Origin of the sequence: Streptomyces sp. Y7 (assembly GCF_043195415.1) — a bacterium.
Taxonomy (GTDB): Bacteria; Actinomycetota; Actinomycetes; order Streptomycetales; family Streptomycetaceae; genus Streptomyces.
Genome location: NZ_JBIDDQ010000001.1, coordinates 413,977 through 429,495, shown reverse-complemented (window position 1 = coordinate 429,495; position 15,519 = coordinate 413,977). Strand labels below are relative to the sequence as shown.

General features: G+C 70.0%; 14 protein-coding genes. 7 read left to right on the top strand and 7 right to left on the bottom strand.

Annotated elements, in window-relative coordinates; all coding sequences use genetic code 11:
* Positions 1-126 precede the first annotated feature (126 nt).
* From ACGFW6_RS01800 to ACGFW6_RS01780, 5 genes are all read right to left on the bottom strand, one after another.
* Positions 127-501, bottom strand: coding sequence for a hypothetical protein (locus tag ACGFW6_RS01800; protein ID WP_393503393.1), 375 nt, complete (start codon positions 499-501; stop codon positions 127-129).
* Positions 502-658: 157 nt separating this feature from the next.
* The gene (locus ACGFW6_RS01795; RefSeq protein ID WP_393503390.1) at positions 659-856 is read right to left on the bottom strand and encodes a hypothetical protein; all 198 of its coding nucleotides are present in this window, start codon (positions 854-856) and stop codon (positions 659-661) included.
* A gap of 19 nt (positions 857-875) precedes the next feature.
* Positions 876-1,691, bottom strand: a complete 816-nt coding sequence (locus tag ACGFW6_RS01790) for an SAM-dependent methyltransferase (protein WP_393503387.1) — start codon at positions 1,689-1,691, stop codon at positions 876-878.
* An 83-nt stretch (positions 1,692-1,774) separates the two neighbouring features.
* Complete coding sequence (locus ACGFW6_RS01785) at positions 1,775-2,032, bottom strand: DUF397 domain-containing protein (RefSeq protein ID WP_393503384.1); 258 nt, start codon at positions 2,030-2,032, stop codon at positions 1,775-1,777.
* A complete protein-coding gene (locus ACGFW6_RS01780; protein WP_393503381.1) occupies positions 2,029-2,901 on the bottom strand; it encodes a helix-turn-helix domain-containing protein in 873 nt (290 codons plus the stop codon). The genes ACGFW6_RS01785 and ACGFW6_RS01780 overlap by 4 nt, the downstream gene beginning before the upstream one ends.
* A gap of 316 nt (positions 2,902-3,217) precedes the next feature.
* Between ACGFW6_RS01780 and ACGFW6_RS01775 the strand changes: the two genes are divergently transcribed.
* The gene (locus ACGFW6_RS01775; protein ID WP_393503378.1) at positions 3,218-3,661 is read left to right on the top strand and encodes an ATP-binding protein; all 444 of its coding nucleotides are present in this window, start codon (positions 3,218-3,220) and stop codon (positions 3,659-3,661) included.
* Positions 3,662-4,017: 356 nt separating this feature from the next.
* On the opposite strand, the gene ACGFW6_RS01770 is transcribed toward ACGFW6_RS01775, so the two are convergent.
* Positions 4,018-4,446 carry a hypothetical protein gene (locus ACGFW6_RS01770; protein ID WP_393505123.1) on the bottom strand — a complete coding sequence of 143 codons (429 nt, stop codon included), beginning with the start codon at positions 4,444-4,446 and terminating at the stop codon, positions 4,018-4,020.
* Here ACGFW6_RS01770 and ACGFW6_RS01765 point away from each other — a divergent pair.
* The 4 genes from ACGFW6_RS01765 (at position 4,357) to ACGFW6_RS01750 (ending at position 11,915) form a co-directional block, all read left to right on the top strand.
* Positions 4,357-5,058: a 2OG-Fe(II) oxygenase gene (locus ACGFW6_RS01765; protein WP_393505042.1), complete on the top strand. Its 702-nt coding sequence runs from the start codon at positions 4,357-4,359 to the stop codon at positions 5,056-5,058. The two genes, ACGFW6_RS01770 and ACGFW6_RS01765, sit on opposite strands and share 90 nt — an antisense overlap.
* A 54-nt stretch (positions 5,059-5,112) precedes the next feature.
* Positions 5,113-9,390, top strand: coding sequence for an amino acid adenylation domain-containing protein (locus ACGFW6_RS01760; protein ID WP_393503375.1), 4,278 nt, complete (start codon positions 5,113-5,115; stop codon positions 9,388-9,390).
* Positions 9,391-9,422: 32 nt separating this feature from the next.
* Positions 9,423-10,181, top strand: a complete 759-nt coding sequence (locus ACGFW6_RS01755; RefSeq protein WP_393503372.1) for an SDR family oxidoreductase — start codon at positions 9,423-9,425, stop codon at positions 10,179-10,181.
* Positions 10,182-10,304: 123 nt separating this feature from the next.
* Positions 10,305-11,915, top strand: coding sequence for a class I adenylate-forming enzyme family protein (locus tag ACGFW6_RS01750; protein WP_393503369.1), 1,611 nt, complete (start codon positions 10,305-10,307; stop codon positions 11,913-11,915).
* Between the two features lie 47 nt (positions 11,916-11,962).
* Here the strand turns inward: ACGFW6_RS01750 and ACGFW6_RS01745 are convergent, their stop codons facing one another.
* Positions 11,963-12,913, bottom strand: coding sequence for an RNA-binding protein (locus tag ACGFW6_RS01745; RefSeq protein ID WP_393503367.1), 951 nt, complete (start codon positions 12,911-12,913; stop codon positions 11,963-11,965).
* A 136-nt stretch (positions 12,914-13,049) separates the two neighbouring features.
* Here ACGFW6_RS01745 and ACGFW6_RS01740 point away from each other — a divergent pair, with 136 nt between their 5' ends.
* Positions 13,050-13,838 carry a hypothetical protein gene (locus tag ACGFW6_RS01740; RefSeq protein ID WP_393503364.1) on the top strand — a complete coding sequence of 263 codons (789 nt, stop codon included), beginning with the start codon at positions 13,050-13,052 and terminating at the stop codon, positions 13,836-13,838.
* A gap of 259 nt (positions 13,839-14,097) precedes the next feature.
* Entirely contained in the window at positions 14,098-15,507 is a 1,410-nt protein-coding gene (locus ACGFW6_RS01735; RefSeq protein WP_393503362.1) for a DEAD/DEAH box helicase, read from the top strand.
* Positions 15,508-15,519 lie beyond the last annotated feature (12 nt).

Genomic DNA, 15,519 nt, shown 5'->3' with positions numbered 1-15,519 from the left:
CCGTCTCGGATGCCGATCCTTCACGTCTCGGACCCGGTAGGAACGCACCTTCGCACCATGCTGATGTGGTGACTTGAAGAAGTCTTCACATCATGGGCAGACGTGGCCACCGGCGTCGTCGGGACGCTAGATCTCGATCGCCTCCTCCACGCGCTTGAGTTGATGGCGGGCCATCGCCAGGTTCGAGTTGGCCTTGTCGAGGACGAGGTACAGGAACAGCCCGTTGCCCGTGCGGCCGGTCACCAGGCGGATCACGTGGTACTGGTGGTCCAGCGTGATCAGGATGTCCTCGATCTGGCCCTTGAGACCCAACTGGTCCATGGTGCGGACCTTGGCCCGGATGACATCCGTGTTGCCGGCCGCGGCGACGGTCAGGTCCAGATCCTTGCCCCCACCGAGCGTGCCCAGCGCCATCCCGCTGGTGTAGTCGACGACGGCGGCTCCCAGGGCCCCCTCGACCCCGGCCATCATCTCCTTCAACGACACTTCCACACTCGCCACAACGCCTCCCAGTACGTGCCTTCGACTAAGCGGGCCGATGCCGCCCGACCCGCCTCGGTGTCCGGACGGTAGGCATGCCGCCGTCACGTGAGGACGTACTGTTCGGGACTGACCTTCGACGACCGAACGGCGGCGCGAACTGATCGGTCGACGGACGTCAAGTGCCCTGCCGTGGCATGAAGTTGATGCCGGACCTCAGCTCGTGAGCTGTGCCGGCTCGGCGGCCTCCCGGCCGGCCGGTGGAGGCGAGGGCGACGACCGCACGCACCGGGTCGGTGTTCTGCCGGGTGAAGCTCTCCCGGTCGCCGAACAGGCGGTGCTTCGCGGGGGCACCGGACGGCGCCCGCGCACGCACGATGTGCCGCCGTCCTCGATCAGGGCTTGATGCCCACCCCGGTCCACAGACTGACCTGGGCATCCGTCACGGGCTCCGTCCCCGCGGCGGCCTCGGGGCGCCAGCGGTGTCCGACGACGACACCCGGCTCCAGCAGGTCGAGCCCGTCGAAGAAGCGGACCACATCCTTCTGGGAACGGAACTGCACGGGCGTACCCGCTCCGTTGTAGATGTCCGTGACCTTCTGCCAGGTTCCCGGGTCGAAGTCCGGCGTGCAGTGGCTCAGCGCCAGAGCGCTGCCCGAGGGCAGGACGTCGAGCAGGTTGCCGACGATGCCGTACGGGTCCTGCGCGTCCGTGACGAAGTGCATGAGGGCGTTCAGGGACAGCGCGACAGGCTTGGTCATGTCCAGGACCTCGGCCAGCTCGGGAGCGCTGATGAGAGCCTGCGCGTCGTTGACGTCCGCCTCGATGTAGGTGGTGCGTCCCTGGGGAGTGCTGCGCATGAGGCGCTCGGCGTACTTCAGGACGAGGGGGTCGTTGTCGGCGTACACCACGCGGGCGTCGGGAACCACGGTCTGCGCGACCTGGTGCAGGTTCGGCTCGGTGGGAATGCCGGTGCCGATGTCGAGCCACTGCCGGATGCCGTGCTCGGTGGCGAGGACCCTGGTGGCCCGGTGCATGAAGGCACGGTTCTCGCGAGCGCAGACGAAGATGCCGGGATAGGCGGCGGCGACGGTCTCGGCCGCCACCCTGTCGGCCTCGAAGTGGTCCTTGCCGCCCAGGTAGTAGTCGTACATGCGAGCGGAGTGCGGCCTGCTGGTGTCGATGTCCCGCGCGGCGTGGGGGCTGCTCATTCTCTTCCCTTCGGTGGTGTACGTGTCCTGCCGGGCGGGTCGCGGCCGGGTTCGGCCGGCGTCCTTCCCACTCGGGTCCTGGCTCAGCAGGCCGTCAGATGATCGGCCATCCCCTGCTTGACGCCGGCGACGAACGCGGCGATCTCCTGCGGGGTGTAGATCAGCGCGGGGCCGTGGGGATCGGTCGACTGCCGCAACGCGACACGGCCGTCGGCGAGCTGCTTGGTCTGTACGCACTGGCCGCCGTTGGGACCGCTCCACGGGCTTTCCCAGCCCTGCTCGCCGAGGTCCGAGGCGGGCATGCCGTTGTAGAAGGAGAACGGGTCGTCGGTGACGGTCATGAATACTCCTTACGCATGCGGTTCAACAGGCCCCGGCTGTCCGCCGACGAGGTGAGCAGCGACATCCGGTTGTGCGCCTCGAGATGGGCGACGACATCGGAGCGCTGATCGAGATACATGGAGGCGGACAGGATCTCGGAGTAGACGACGTCGGGCAGTTCCGGCTCCTCGAAGCGGAAGTAGGTGAACGGCGCGCACGCCCCCACGTGGGCGCCGGCGGTGAACGGCACGATGTCCACGCTCACGTGGTCCAGCTCCGAGACCGCCAGCAGCCGATCGATCTGCTCACGCATCACCTCGGCGCCGCCCACCACCCGGTGCAGCACCGCTTCCTCCATCACCACCCATAACGTGGGGGCGTCGGGTCCCTCCAACAGGTTCTGCCGACGCAGCCGCAGATCCACTCTGCGCTCCAGGTCCTGCGGAGTGTCGTTGGGAAAGCCGCCTCGCAGGACCGCGCGGGCGTACCCGTGGGTCTGCAGCAGCCCCGTCACGTAGTGGGGCTCGTAGGTGCGCAGCGTCTTGGCGCCGGTCTCCAGACTGACGTACGCGCTGAACCAGGACGGCACCACGTCGCGGTACGCGTGCCACCAGCCCGGTTCGTTCGCCTGCTCCGCGAGACCGACGAACTCGTCGATCTCCTGCTGCTCCGCCCCATAGGTCTGCAGGAGTTTCTCGACGTAGAGGGGCTTGAGACCGACCTCCGCCTTCTCCAGGCGGCGGATGGTCAAGGGCGTCACACGCAGCGCCTTCGCCGCGTCGTCCAGCGACATGCCCGCGTCCTCACGCATGTCGAGCAGACGTCGGCCGAGGATCATGCGCAGCACGGTGGGTGCGCTGGCGCCCGCGCTCGAACGGACCTCACTCACACCCGGACCTCCTGATGATCTGTCACCAGCCGCAGTCTGACAGGTACTTGCTGATGCCACCAGACCGATACCGGCTTGCTGAAATTATCAGGCAGCGCCTTGCAGCATGAACTCCGCTGCGAGCATAGTGACGTGCGTGAACGACCCTGCCGAGCGTCCACACGTCGGGGGCGAACAGGCCCTGCCCGTAGGTGAGTTGGAGCACGCAAGGACGTTCGAGCCCCGGTTCGCGACCAGGAACACCCCCGCCCGGTCGGCCCGTTGCTCACTCTCCCGTCATCCGACTGCGCCCGCTCACCGATGGAAGGCGACCGCCGTGTCCCCCCACACGACCCACCCCCCACAGCTCCTGGACATCGCCGATCCGGAGCGCTCCCGCTGGCTCGAACTCCCCGCCCAGCGCACCAGCGTGCGCATCGCCCGAGGCTTCGTGGGTAAGGGCCTGGCCGCCTGGCGGCTGCCCGTCGACGTGTGCGCCGACGCCGTGCTCCTCGTGTCCGAACTGGTCACCAACGCCGTACGGCACACTCCGAGCGCAAGAATCCTGTGCGGCATGGGCCTCGTCGCGACCGCCTGTCTGCGGGTGGAGGTCCACGACCACGGACGCGCCGCCGCCATGCCCCCTTGCGAGCCGGGCCCCGAGGACGAGAACGGGCGCGGACTGTTACTCGTGCAGGCGATCGCCGGCGGCTGGGGCGTCGAGCGGTCCCGGCTCACCGGTGGCAACGTTGTCTGGGCGACCTTGACCACCACACCCTGACGTCAGTCGAACGTGCGCGATACGTGTTCCGTCCGAAAAATGTACGCGCATCGTACGTTTCATGGTTTCGCCTTGAAAGCATCGCCTGCGAAGTGCGCGACGAGCAAGTAATTCAAGCCATTCTCGGCGAGGGAGCGCAACCGATCGGGCACGAAGAGGGACCGAATGCGGCGGCGGGCAGGCCCGTTCGGTGCCCGTATCGATTGCCCCTTCGCCCCTCTGCAGATTCTGGAAGATCCTCCACGCCGGCCGTCTGAAAGACGGCCGGCCCTTCTGATGACTGGGCTCGAAAGCGCATCGACCTTTAGTGGTTTCCCTAGTCCTCATTGCTGCATCGTTGACACGACTCGGAGAGATCACCAGACTCCAATCCGGTACCGCCACTGGATCCTGGCGAACTCTGGATTCCGGGTCGATATGAAACTCGGGAGCAGCGTATCGGTGACCTGCGGTGATGCAGCGCCTATTGAATTCCAATCCTTCCTGCCACCGCGGTTATTGGCTGCGATGACCACGTGGGCTGCACCGACGAACAACGTGGCACCGCTCGCACCCATCCCGCGCCGCCCACAGAGAGGAAGCCACCCGTGACCACCCTGCCCGACGTCGTACGGTCCGCGACAAGCACGGTCGCGCACGAACTCACCACAGACAATCTGCTCAAGCTGGCCGGTCGAGAGATCGCGGCGATCCATGTGCGCGGCTATTACCCGGCGGAGGTCGCTGCCAAGGTCGCGGAAAAGGCAATCAATCACCAAGAACTCGGCCATTATCACAAGCAGCACACCAGCAGTGTCGGCCGTGTTCACATGCCCCACATCGATACCAAGTGGGACGAGGAACTGACCAGCAAGTACCACGAGCAGGCGCTCCCGGCGATCGAGGACGTCCGCTCGATGTTCCACCCCTACATCGCGCCCGTGGACCGCATCCGACTGGAGCTGCAGGAGCTGTGGCCGGCCGGAGCCAACCTGCTGCGCCTGCGGGGCCGGACCTGCTTCGTCGGCGCCCTCCGGGTCTTCCAGCCGAACACTTCGGAGTTCTGGCCGCACAGCGACTCGATCGACTGGGAGACCGACGCCCCCGAGATCGAGGGCGTGCTCAATCAACTCGTCGCCAACATCTTCCTGCAGTCCGCCGACGAGGGCGGCGACCTCCAGCTCTGGCTGCGCGAGCCCACGCCGGAGGAGAAGGCGCGGATCCTCGAAGTCGAGGGCCTGGACCCGGACACCATCGAGAAGCCGGCGCTCCAGATCCACCCGGAAGCCGGTGACCTCATCCTCATCAGCCCCCGCCAGCTGCACGCGGTGACACCGGCCAGGAACCAACACCGCGTCGGGGCCAGCACCTTCATCCTCACCAAGGGCCCGCAGGAACCGCTCCTGTTCTGGAGCTGACGCCCCACCACCAGCCACCCCGGCCACGCGTCGACACCCAGAGGACGACAGTAGATGCTCCCGGCTCAGGTCCACGCGCACGCCAGGGCTCACCCGGACCGGACGGCCGTTGCCGTGGGTCACGAGCGTCTGACCTACGCACAACTCGACGGCCAGGTCTCACGACTGGCCGGCCGACTGCGCCGGCGCGGCATCGGCCGCGGGCACCTCGTCGGCGTACACCTGGACCGCACGCCCGCGGCTGTCGCCGCGCTTCTGGCCGTGCTCCGCGCCGGTGCGGCGTACACCGTGATCGACCCCTCCGATCCGGTTTCCGAAGGGGCGGGCCGCCTCGCCGCGGCCCGCCCCGACCTCGTCCTCGCCGCGGCGCCGTACCTCGACGAACTGCGTCGGCACGGGCTCGACGTCGTCGACGTCCACGAGAACGTCCCCGAGGACGCCGACGAGCCGGCCGAGGCGGGCCTGAGCACGCCCGCGGCCGAGGACATCGCGTACGTGCTGCACACGTCCGGGTCGACCGGGGTGCCCAAGGGCGTCATGGTCACGCACGCCAACATCCGGCACTACACCGAGTCCCTGCTCGAGCGGCTCGACATCACCGAGCCGCTCACGTACGCCCACGTCACCACGCTCGCCGCCGACCTCGGCAACACCTGTGTCTTCCTGGCCCTGTGGACCGGCGGCACCCTGCATCTGGTGGACGACGCCACACGGCGCGACCCGGCAGGTCTGCTCCGCCATCTGCACACCGAGAAGATCGACGTCCTCAAGACCACGCCCTCGCACTGGAGCGTCCTGTTCCAGGCTCACGGACTCGACGGCGCCACCCGGCCGAAGCTGCGGCATCTGCTGCTCGGCGGCGAGCTGCTTCCCCTGCCCCTGGCACGCCGAGTCATCGCATCCGGTATCACCGGCACCCTGGTCAACCACTACGGCCCGACCGAGACGACGGTCGGTGTCTGCGTCCACCTCCTGGCCTCGGAGGCCGACCTCGACGCCCTGGGCGACGCGGTGTCGGTACCGATCGGCCGCCCGCTCGGCGCGAACCGGCTCTTCGTCCGCACGCCGGACGGAGCCTTCCACGAGCGCGAGGCGACCGGCGAGCTGTACGTCGCCGGCCCCTCGGTCGCGCTCGGCTACCGCGGCGCCCCGGAGGCCACGGCGGCGGCGTTCACCGACGAGGTGTCCGCATGCCACCCCGGTCTCGGCGTGGCCTATCGCACCGGCGACCGGGTCCGGGCCGACGCCCACGGCGTGCTGGAGTTTCTCGGCCGCGGCGACCGGCAGGTCAAGGTACGCGGCCACCGTGTCGAACTCGGCCACGTCGAGGCAGAGTTGCGGCGGCTTCCGGGTGTCACCGACGTCCGCGCGATGGTGCTGCCCGGCGAGCAGGGCCGACTCGTCGCCGTGGTCAGCGCGCCCGGTATCCACGAGCGCTCGGCCGCGCTCCGTGCCCGTGCCCGGGAAGTGCTGCCTGCGTACATGGTCCCGGACCGGATCGACGTGCTCGACGCCTTCCCGCGGACCGGGAACGGAAAGACCGACCTCGCCGCACTGCGTCAGCTCGTCGAGGACAGCCCCACCGGGCGCCGAAGCCCGCATTCCACCCAGGACCCGCTGCTGGACGAGGTGCTGACGGCTTGGCGGCGCCAGCTCGGCCACGACGACTTCACCCCGCACGACGACTTCTCGTCGGTCGGCGGCAACTCCATCGACGCCATCCAGGTGATCGCGGACCTCCAGTCCCGCGGGCATCGGGTGTCGGCTGCCGTCTTTCTGGCCGAACCCACCGCGGCCGCCCTCGCCATCCGGCTACGGGCCGGCGCGGCGGGGGAGAGCCCCGAGGCCGCCGACCGTCCGGCGGCCCCCATCCTGGCGGAGGACACCGCGCTCTCCCCCGCCCAGGAATGGTTCTTCCGGCAGCACTTCGCCCAGCCCGACCAGTGGAACCAGGCGCTGCTGCTGGACGCCGACCCACCCGTCCGCCCGGAGATCATGGCCGCCGCCGTGGCCGACGTGGTCCGCCTGCATCCGTTGCTCCGCACCGCTTTCCGGCCCGGACCAACCGGTGTGCGCCGTGTGCTCACCGAGCCCGGCACCCCGTTCACCAGCTCCGCTCTGCCGCACTCCGCCGATGAGGCCGGACGGCACATCGAGGAGACCGCCGCCACCTGCCAGCGGCGGATCCGCGTCGAGGACGGCACCCTGTTGCAGGTCCATGTGTTCCACGGCGCGGACCGCGGCCACCTGCTGCTGGTGGCCCACCACCTCTGCGTCGACGCCGTCTCCTGGCGGATCATCACCAGCGATCTGGCCCACTGCTACGCCGAACGCCTGCGCGGTCGAACCCCGTCGCTGGCCCCCGCACCCACCGACTTCGGCGCGTGGGCGACCCACCTGCGCGTCCAGGCCCCTGCCCTGGCCGACGACCTCGGGTACTGGGGCGACCTCACCACCCGGCCCGCCGCCCTCACCGACAACCGTGAGGCGGACGCCGAGACGGTCTGGTTCCGCCTCTCCCGCGCCCAGACGGACGCGCTGCACCGCACCGGGATGCCCCCGCACGCCGTCCTGCTCGGCGCCCTCGCCCAGGCACTGGCCACGGCACGCGGCACCGACGAGGTCGTGGTGGACGTCGAGAGCCATGGGCGCCTCCCGCTCGACGAGGCCCTTGACGTCTCCCGCGTCGTCGGCTGGTTCACCTCGACCTTTCCCGTCGGCATCGCCTCCGTCGCCGACGACATGACGGCCACCGTCAAGGCCGCCGAGGCCGCGCTGGCGGATGTGCCGCGCCTCGGCGTCGCCTACGGGCTGCACGGTCAGCCGCAGCGCACCGACGTGTGCTTCAACTACCTCGGCACGCTCGCCTTACCCCAGGACGACGAGCTGCGGCTGGCGCCCTCACGGCACCGGCTGGGCCCGGTCCGGGGACCCGAGAACGACCGCGGTCACACCCTCAAACTCACCGCGCGCCTGCACGACGGACAGTTGGTCGCCGACCTGTCCTACCCCGCACGCCTGAACGACTCCGGGCAAGGGCTCGACCTGGCACGCGACACGCGGGCGCATCTGCTGCAGGCCACGGGACTTCCGCCGGAGGAAGGGCAGTTCGTGGTGCGGCGCGGCTCCACCACGGGATTGCTCGTCCAAGTCCCCGGCACGCTGCGCCTCGAGCCGCCGGCCGACAGCGGCCCCGGACGGACCGGTGTCCGGGAGTACGGCACCGTGCTCCTCACGGGGGCCACCGGCTTCATCGGTGCCCACCTCCTGCATCTGCTGCTCACCCGTACCAGCGGCAGGATCCTCTGCCTGGTCCGTGACCGCGACGGCCGCCCGGCCGCCGAGCGGCTGCGCGAGACGCTCACCTGGTACCTCCCCGACGGTGCCCTCGACGGTGGTGCCGACCGACTCACCGTGCTGGCCGGTGACCTCGCCGAGCCCCGGTTCGGCCTGCCGGACCGGGAGTACGCACGGCTGGTCCGCGAGGTCGACGCCGTCTACCACCTCGCCGCCGACACCCGCCTGTTCGGCGACCGGGAGAGCTTCACCCGGCAGAACACCGATCCGGTGCGTGCGGTCGTCGCCCTCGCCTCCACCGGCCGGCCGAAGGACCTGCACTACGTCTCCACGCTCGCGGTCAGCGGTGCCGGGCCGGACGGTGAGCGGGCGGTCTTCTCCGAGGAAAGCCTCAACATCGGCCAGCGCTTCCTCAACGAGTACGAGCGCAGCAAGTACGAGGCGGAGCGGATCGTGCACGCGTTCACCGCGGCCGGCGGCGCGGGTTTCGTCTACCGGTCGGGGAACGTCACCGGCCACTCGGTCACCGGCCGCTTCCAGCGCAACGGCGGCGACAGCCGGCTGGTCCAGCTCCTGCGCGCCGCGGTACGGATCGGCCGGGTGCCCGGCGTCGACGCGCGGACGGTGGCACTCAGCCCGGTGGACGTGGTCGCCGAGGGCATCCTGGCGATCTCGCGAAGCGAACGTGTATCGGGCGGCACCTTCCATGTCGACACACACCACGAGGTGCGCTACGCGGACTTGTTCGCCGCCCTGCGCGACCTCGGGTTCGACCTGGAGCCCGACGCGGCCGCCGACTTCGCGCCGCTGTTCGCGGCCCACCTGGCCGACGGGGACGAGCAGATCGCCCTGGCGCACTTCTGGGCGAACCGCCCGGAGCGCAACGTTCGCTACGACCACAGCCGTACCCGTCGCCTGCTCGCCCGCCTGGACGTGTCGTTCCCCGCGCCGGACCGCACCTGGCTGCACGCCTGGCTGACGGGCCTGATCGACCAGGGCGAGCTGCCGCTCCGGCCCGCCCCGCCCTCTCCATGAGCCAGCCGACCGACGAAGGACAGGGACTCACCATGACAGACCGACGCATCGCAGTCGTGACCGGCGCCTCGTCGGGCATAGGGCGGGCCGTGGTCCGCGACCTCGTCCAGCGGGGCACCCGGGTGGTGGCCGCCGGCCGGCGCGCCGAACGACTGACGGAGCTGACCGAACAGGTGCGCACGGCGCCCGGCCACGCCGTAGCGGTGGCCGGCGACATCACGCAGGCCGGCCACACCGAGGAACTGTTGGCCACGGCCGAACGCGAGTGGGGACCGGCTGACGTGTTCGTCGCCGCCGCCGGGCAGGGCTTGCCCGGCACCGTGCTGGGCTCCGACCCGGAGCGCTGGGAGCGACTGGTGGAGGTCAACTACCTCGCCCTGCTGCGCCAACTCCGGGTGGTGGCCGCCGAGTTCCGCAAGCAGGCCGAGCCCGACGACGGCGCGCGAGCGCGTGACGTCGTGGTCATCGGCTCGACCGTCGGCCGGCAGGTGTCAGCCGCCAACCCGGTGTACGGCTCGACCAAGTTCGCGGTGCACTCGCTGGTGGAGGCACTGCGGCAGGAGGTGTGCCACCACAACATCCGGGTGACGCTGATCGAACCGGGCTTCGTGCGCTCCGGATTCCAGGAGGCAGCGGGCTACGACGCGGCGTGGTTCGAGGCGATCGCAGAGGAGAACGGCCCACTGCTGGTCCCGGAGGACGTCGCCGACGTCATCGGGTACGTGATCGGCCGCCCGACGCACGTCCACCTCGACGACATCCGGCTGCGCCCCACGCGCCAGCGGCCCTGACCGGCCGGCCGCCGGCCCTCGCCGTACGTGCCGTGATCCATGACCACGACCGCTGCCACGCCGCCCAGCCGCATCTCTCGATCCCGCACCGCCCGAAGAGCGGGGCGGCGAAGTGGAGTTCCGATGTCTTCGCATGAGAATTACGCCCGCCGGGTGCTTGAGGCGTTGGCAGCCGCCCCCGACCGGATCGCCCTCTGGCGGGAGGGGGAGGTGCTCACCGCCGGGCAGTTCACCGGGGCGGTGCGCACGGCGGCGGAGGCCCTACGGCGCCATGGCACGGGCAAGCGAGCTCCAACCGCATCCGAGGGGAGCCCGGTTGTGGCGGTGCTGACCGTCACCAACAGCCCGGCGACGATCATCCTCCGCTACGCGGCCAACCTCGTCGGCGCCACCTTGGTCCATCTGCACTCCACGAACGCGGTGGATCCCACCGACCAACTGGCCGCCGAGGGACGGGAGAAGATCCTCAGCAGGACCGGGGCGACCTTCCTCGCCGTCGACAAGGAGAACCTCGACGCGGCCCGTGAGCTGTGCGACCGCCTGCCCGAGTCACCGCGCCTCGCCGCGCTCGGTCCCCTCGGCCCCGACGTCCTGGACCTCTCATCGGGCGACCCGGACGCCTTCGACCTCGAAGCCGTCGAAGCCGACCCCGAACGGCCTGCCGTAGTGATCTGCACGAGCGGAACCAGCGGCAGCCCCAAGGCCGTCACCATGCCGTACCGCGTCCGCAGCCGCTACCTGGAGGTGGGCCTCAAGGTGGGCTTCCAGTCCCCGGAACCCCTCGTGTACCTCTCGACGTTGCCGGTGAGCAACTCGAGCGGCTCCATCGTCGACCTCGCCCTCGCCTCCGGCGGAACGGTCGTCCTGCACGACGGGTTCGACGCCGGCGACGTGCTGCGGGCCGTGGAACAGCACCGCGTCTCCACGCTGACGATCACCCCACCTCAGCTGTATCTGCTGATCGACCACCCCGACCTCGCCACCACCGATCGCTCCAGCCTCACAAACATCACCTACGTCGGCTCCCCGGCGGCCCCCGCCCGACTGGCCGAGGCGCTGGAGGTGTTCGGCCCGGTACTGCTCGGCATCTACGGGACCACGGAGACCAGCCCCATCGGCGTCCTCACCCCGCCGGACCACGCCGACCCGGACCTGCGCCGGACCGTCGGCCGCCCGGCCGCCGAGGTACGCATCCGCGACCTGGACGACGACCACGACCTTCCGCCGGGCGAGATCGGCGAGGTGTGCGTGCGGAGCCCATCCACCATGCTCGGTTACTGGGGCGAACCGGAGTTGACCGCTTCCACCGTCCGCGACGGCTGGGTACACACCGGCGACCTCGGCTCCCTCGACACGAACGGCTACCTGCGCCTGCACGGCCGGATGGGCGAGGTGATCAAGGCCAACGGCATCAAAGTCCGCCCCACGGACGTCGAGCACGCACTACTGACCCACCCCGCGGTCGCGCAGGCCGCGGTGTACTGCGTGATCGACGACGACCGCGTGGAGCACATCCACGCCGCGGTAGTAGTGCGCCCCGGCGCCACCGCCGACTCCGGAACCCTGATCTCCCACGTGGCAGCCGAGCTCACCCCGAAGCACGTACCGGCCGTGGTGACCTTCCACGACACACTGCCCCTCACGGCCGCCGGCAAGCCGGACAAACAGAGACTGGCCGCACGCGTCAAGGAGGGGACGGAATCTCTCCGCGGGGGGCGTCGACGAGAGTCGTGACCTCGACCCGGCACGTGCCTGTCGACTCGTCCGCTGTGCGGCACGGGTTACCACCGAGCGCGTACCACCCCATCGCTGTCGGGCAGAACGGCGCAGAGCAGCGGGTGGCTTTCGTCCTGGTACAAGGACAGAGCACATGCCGCCCGCGCGTCGGCGACCAGCTTTGCGAACTCCTCGTACTCGGTGGCGTCGACGATCGAGTACTGGATCGTGCCGTCCTGCGTCTCCCAGACGAACTCCACGGACCCCTCCTCGGGCAGCGAGGCGAGGACCGATCCGACATCGGGAAACGGGCCGGGCCAGACGCTCAGCAGGGCGCGCGGGCGCAGACGCGAGCGCACCGGGTCGAGGTTCTGCGGCGTGAGGCGGTGCCAGCGAACGGCGTTGCGGACGTAAGCCTCCTCCAGGAGGAGCGTGTGTCGTGAGGCCAGCTCTGTGCGAACGCGCTCCCAGAAGTCCTCGTCGGCCGGCTCCACCACTTCCGCTTCCTCCAGGTCCGCCGCGTAGGGCGAGGCGGCCATCGGTTCCGGGAAGAGGCCGAGTTCGCGTGCGCGAGCCACGGCTTCCGCGCAGGGCCGGTCGGTGCCGACGTACACGTACTGGTCCCACCCGACGTGCACCGTGAACATGTCTCCTGCCTCCAGTCGGCACCAGGCGCCCTGGTCACGGAGCATGGCCCGAACCAACTCCAGAGCGACCGGAAGCGAGACTTCCGCGCCGTCGTGGTAGCCGGTGAGGTCGGGCGGGAAAAGCCCGCTCAGGCCGTGTCCCTGGGCGGGAGGCTCTCCGCCGAAGTGGACGAAGCCGGTGACCCCGGGCTCGCGGATCTCCAGTCGGTCGATGCCCATGGCGTCCGCGAAGGCGGCGATCGCGGCGAGGTACGCCTCCTCGACCGGCCCGTGGTCGCTGACCGTGTCCTCGGCGCCGGTGTAGTGGCCGCCCTCGTCGCGGTCGGCGGGGTCGTACTTGGTGATCCGGTGGACGAAGGCCGGCGGCACGCTGCTCCTCGGTGGGTCAGAAGGGGTGCCAGCGTAGTTCCCCGCCTCGGCATGGCCGTTGTCCGGGGCGAACCTCTGTGCGAACTCGGTTCGACCGGCTGTGTAATCTCGCTCCCCTCATCAAAGGGGAGGGATCATGCGAGGTAGAACGGCCAGAGCGGCCTGGATCGCGGCCGGTGGGGCGGCGGCCCTGACGCTGCTGTCCTCGACGGTGGCCCATGCGGAGGGCCGAGGGGACGTCCGGGTCACCAAGACGGTCGTCAACAATGGCAACAACGTCATCATCGGCACGACGGCGCGCGTCACTTACCCGATCGCCATCACCATCCGGGACAACTCCGGAGTGAAGGGCCTGACGGACGTCAGCGTGTTCAACAAGACGAACGGCTGGGGCTTCAGCGACTGGGTGGACACCCGGTGCACGAAGACGAGTTCCACCACGTCCGTGTGCACCGCCTCGATGACGATCGCGCCGGCCTGGCTCCCGGGCAGCGTGCCCGAGGACGTGAACCGCACCGCGGGCGTCTGGCAGGTCAACGCCACCGTCAAGGCCAACGACGGTGACTACTGGATCTCCGACCACATCGCCGAGTTCAAGATGAAGCGCGCTTCCAAACTCACGACGGACGCGGCACCTGAACCCGTGGCCAAGGGCGCCCAGCTCACCATCACGGGCAAGCTGTCCCGGGCCAACTGGGAGGACCTGAAGTACCACGGCTACGCCCGGCAGGACGTGAAGCTGCAGTACAGGAAGTCCGGCGCCGCCCACTACAGCACCGTCAAGACGGTGAAGACGGGGGACACCGGACAGCTGAGCACCAAGGTCACCGCCACCTCGGCCGGAAGCTGGCGCTGGTACTTCCCCGGCACGACGACGACCGCGCGGGTCGTGTCGGTCGGAGACGCTGTCGCCTTGAAGCAGTAACCGCTCGGCAGGATCTGCGCACCCAGGTCACGCCGTGCTCCGGTGTGACCTGCGGTCGTTCTGCCTCGGCCGGGCCCCGCAGTCGGCGCCTCTGCTCCAGGCAGGCGGCGCCCGAGCCCGACAGCTGGGACGACGCGTGGCGTGCTAACGTTGACCGTTTGCAGCGTCGCTGCGTCGGTGGTCCGTTCGGTGTCCCTGGCTGGTGACCGCGTCCCCGCCGCGCCTTCCTCGGTACGGTCCCCCTGGAGGAAGGCTTTCTGTGAGCACATCAGCACGGTCCGATGCCCGGCGGCAGGACCACGTGTCCGAGGCGTCGCACGTTGCTCCGGCGGCCTCCTTCGCGCAGCTGGGGCTGCCGGCCGAAATTCTGCGGGCGCTCGACGAGCGCGACGTGACCGTGCCCTTCCCCATCCAGGCGGCGGCGCTGCCGAACGCGCTCGCGGGACGGGACGTCCTGGGCCGGGGCCGTACGGGATCCGGCAAGACCCTCGCCTTCGGCCTGGGGATGCTCGCCCGGACCGCCGGGCGGCGTGCGCAGTCCAAGGAGCCCCTCGCGCTCGTGCTGGTGCCCACCAGGGAGCTGGCGCAGCAGGTCGGTGAGGCGCTCACCCCGTACGCCGAGGCACTGCGGCTGCGGATCGCGACCGTCGTGGGCGGCGTGTCCATCGGCCGCCAGGCCGCCGCGCTGCGGGACGGCGCCGAGATCGTCGTCGCCACGCCCGGTCGGCTGCACGACCTCATCGAACGCAAGGACTGCCGACTGGGACGCGTACGCATCGCGGTCCTGGACGAGGCCGACCAGATGTGTGACATGGGGTTCCTGCCGCAGGTCACCGAGATTCTGGACCAGGTGCGTCCCGACGGGCAGCGGATGCTGTTCTCCGCCACCCTCGATGACGACGTCGATCAACTGGTGCAGCGCTACCTGCGCGACCCCGCCGTGCACTCCGTGGACCCCTCCTCCGGCGCGGTGTCCGCGATCGAGCACCACGTATTCGTCGTCCACGGTCCGGACCGGTACGCGGTGACCACGGAGATCGCCTCCCGGGACGGCCGTGTCCTGCTGTTCCTGGACACCAAGCACGGCGTCGACCAGCTCACACGGCATCTGCGGGCCAGCGGAGTGGCCGCCGCCGCCCTGCACAGCGGGAAGTCCCAGCCGCAGCGCACCCGGACCTTGGCCCAGTTCAAGAACGGGCAGGTCACCGCGCTGGTCGCGACGAACGTCGCAGCGCGCGGCCTGCACATCGACGACCTGGACCTGGTGGTCAACGTCGACCCGGCCACCGACCCGAAGGACTATCTGCACCGCGCGGGCCGCACGGCCCGGGCCGGCCGCTCGGGCACCGTCGTGACACTCGTCCCGTCGGGCGGACGCCGTGAGACGAGCAAGGTCATGGCGGACGCCGGCGTCGCTCCCAAGGTGACCAAGGTGCGGTCCGGCGAGGCCGAGCTGAGCCGGATCACCGGCGCCAAGACTCCCTCGGGGGTCCCTCTCGACGGCGGGCCGTCGCTGCCGCGCCCCAAGAACCACAACGCCCCGTTCCGCGGCCTGGGCAGCGCCAAGACCGCGAAGAGCGGATCCGGCGGCAGGTCGTCCCGCAAGAGCAGCGAGGCCGCCAAGCTCGCCGAGGCACGCAAGGCGGCCCGGGTACGACGCGGGGGCTGAGCCCGGCGTCCC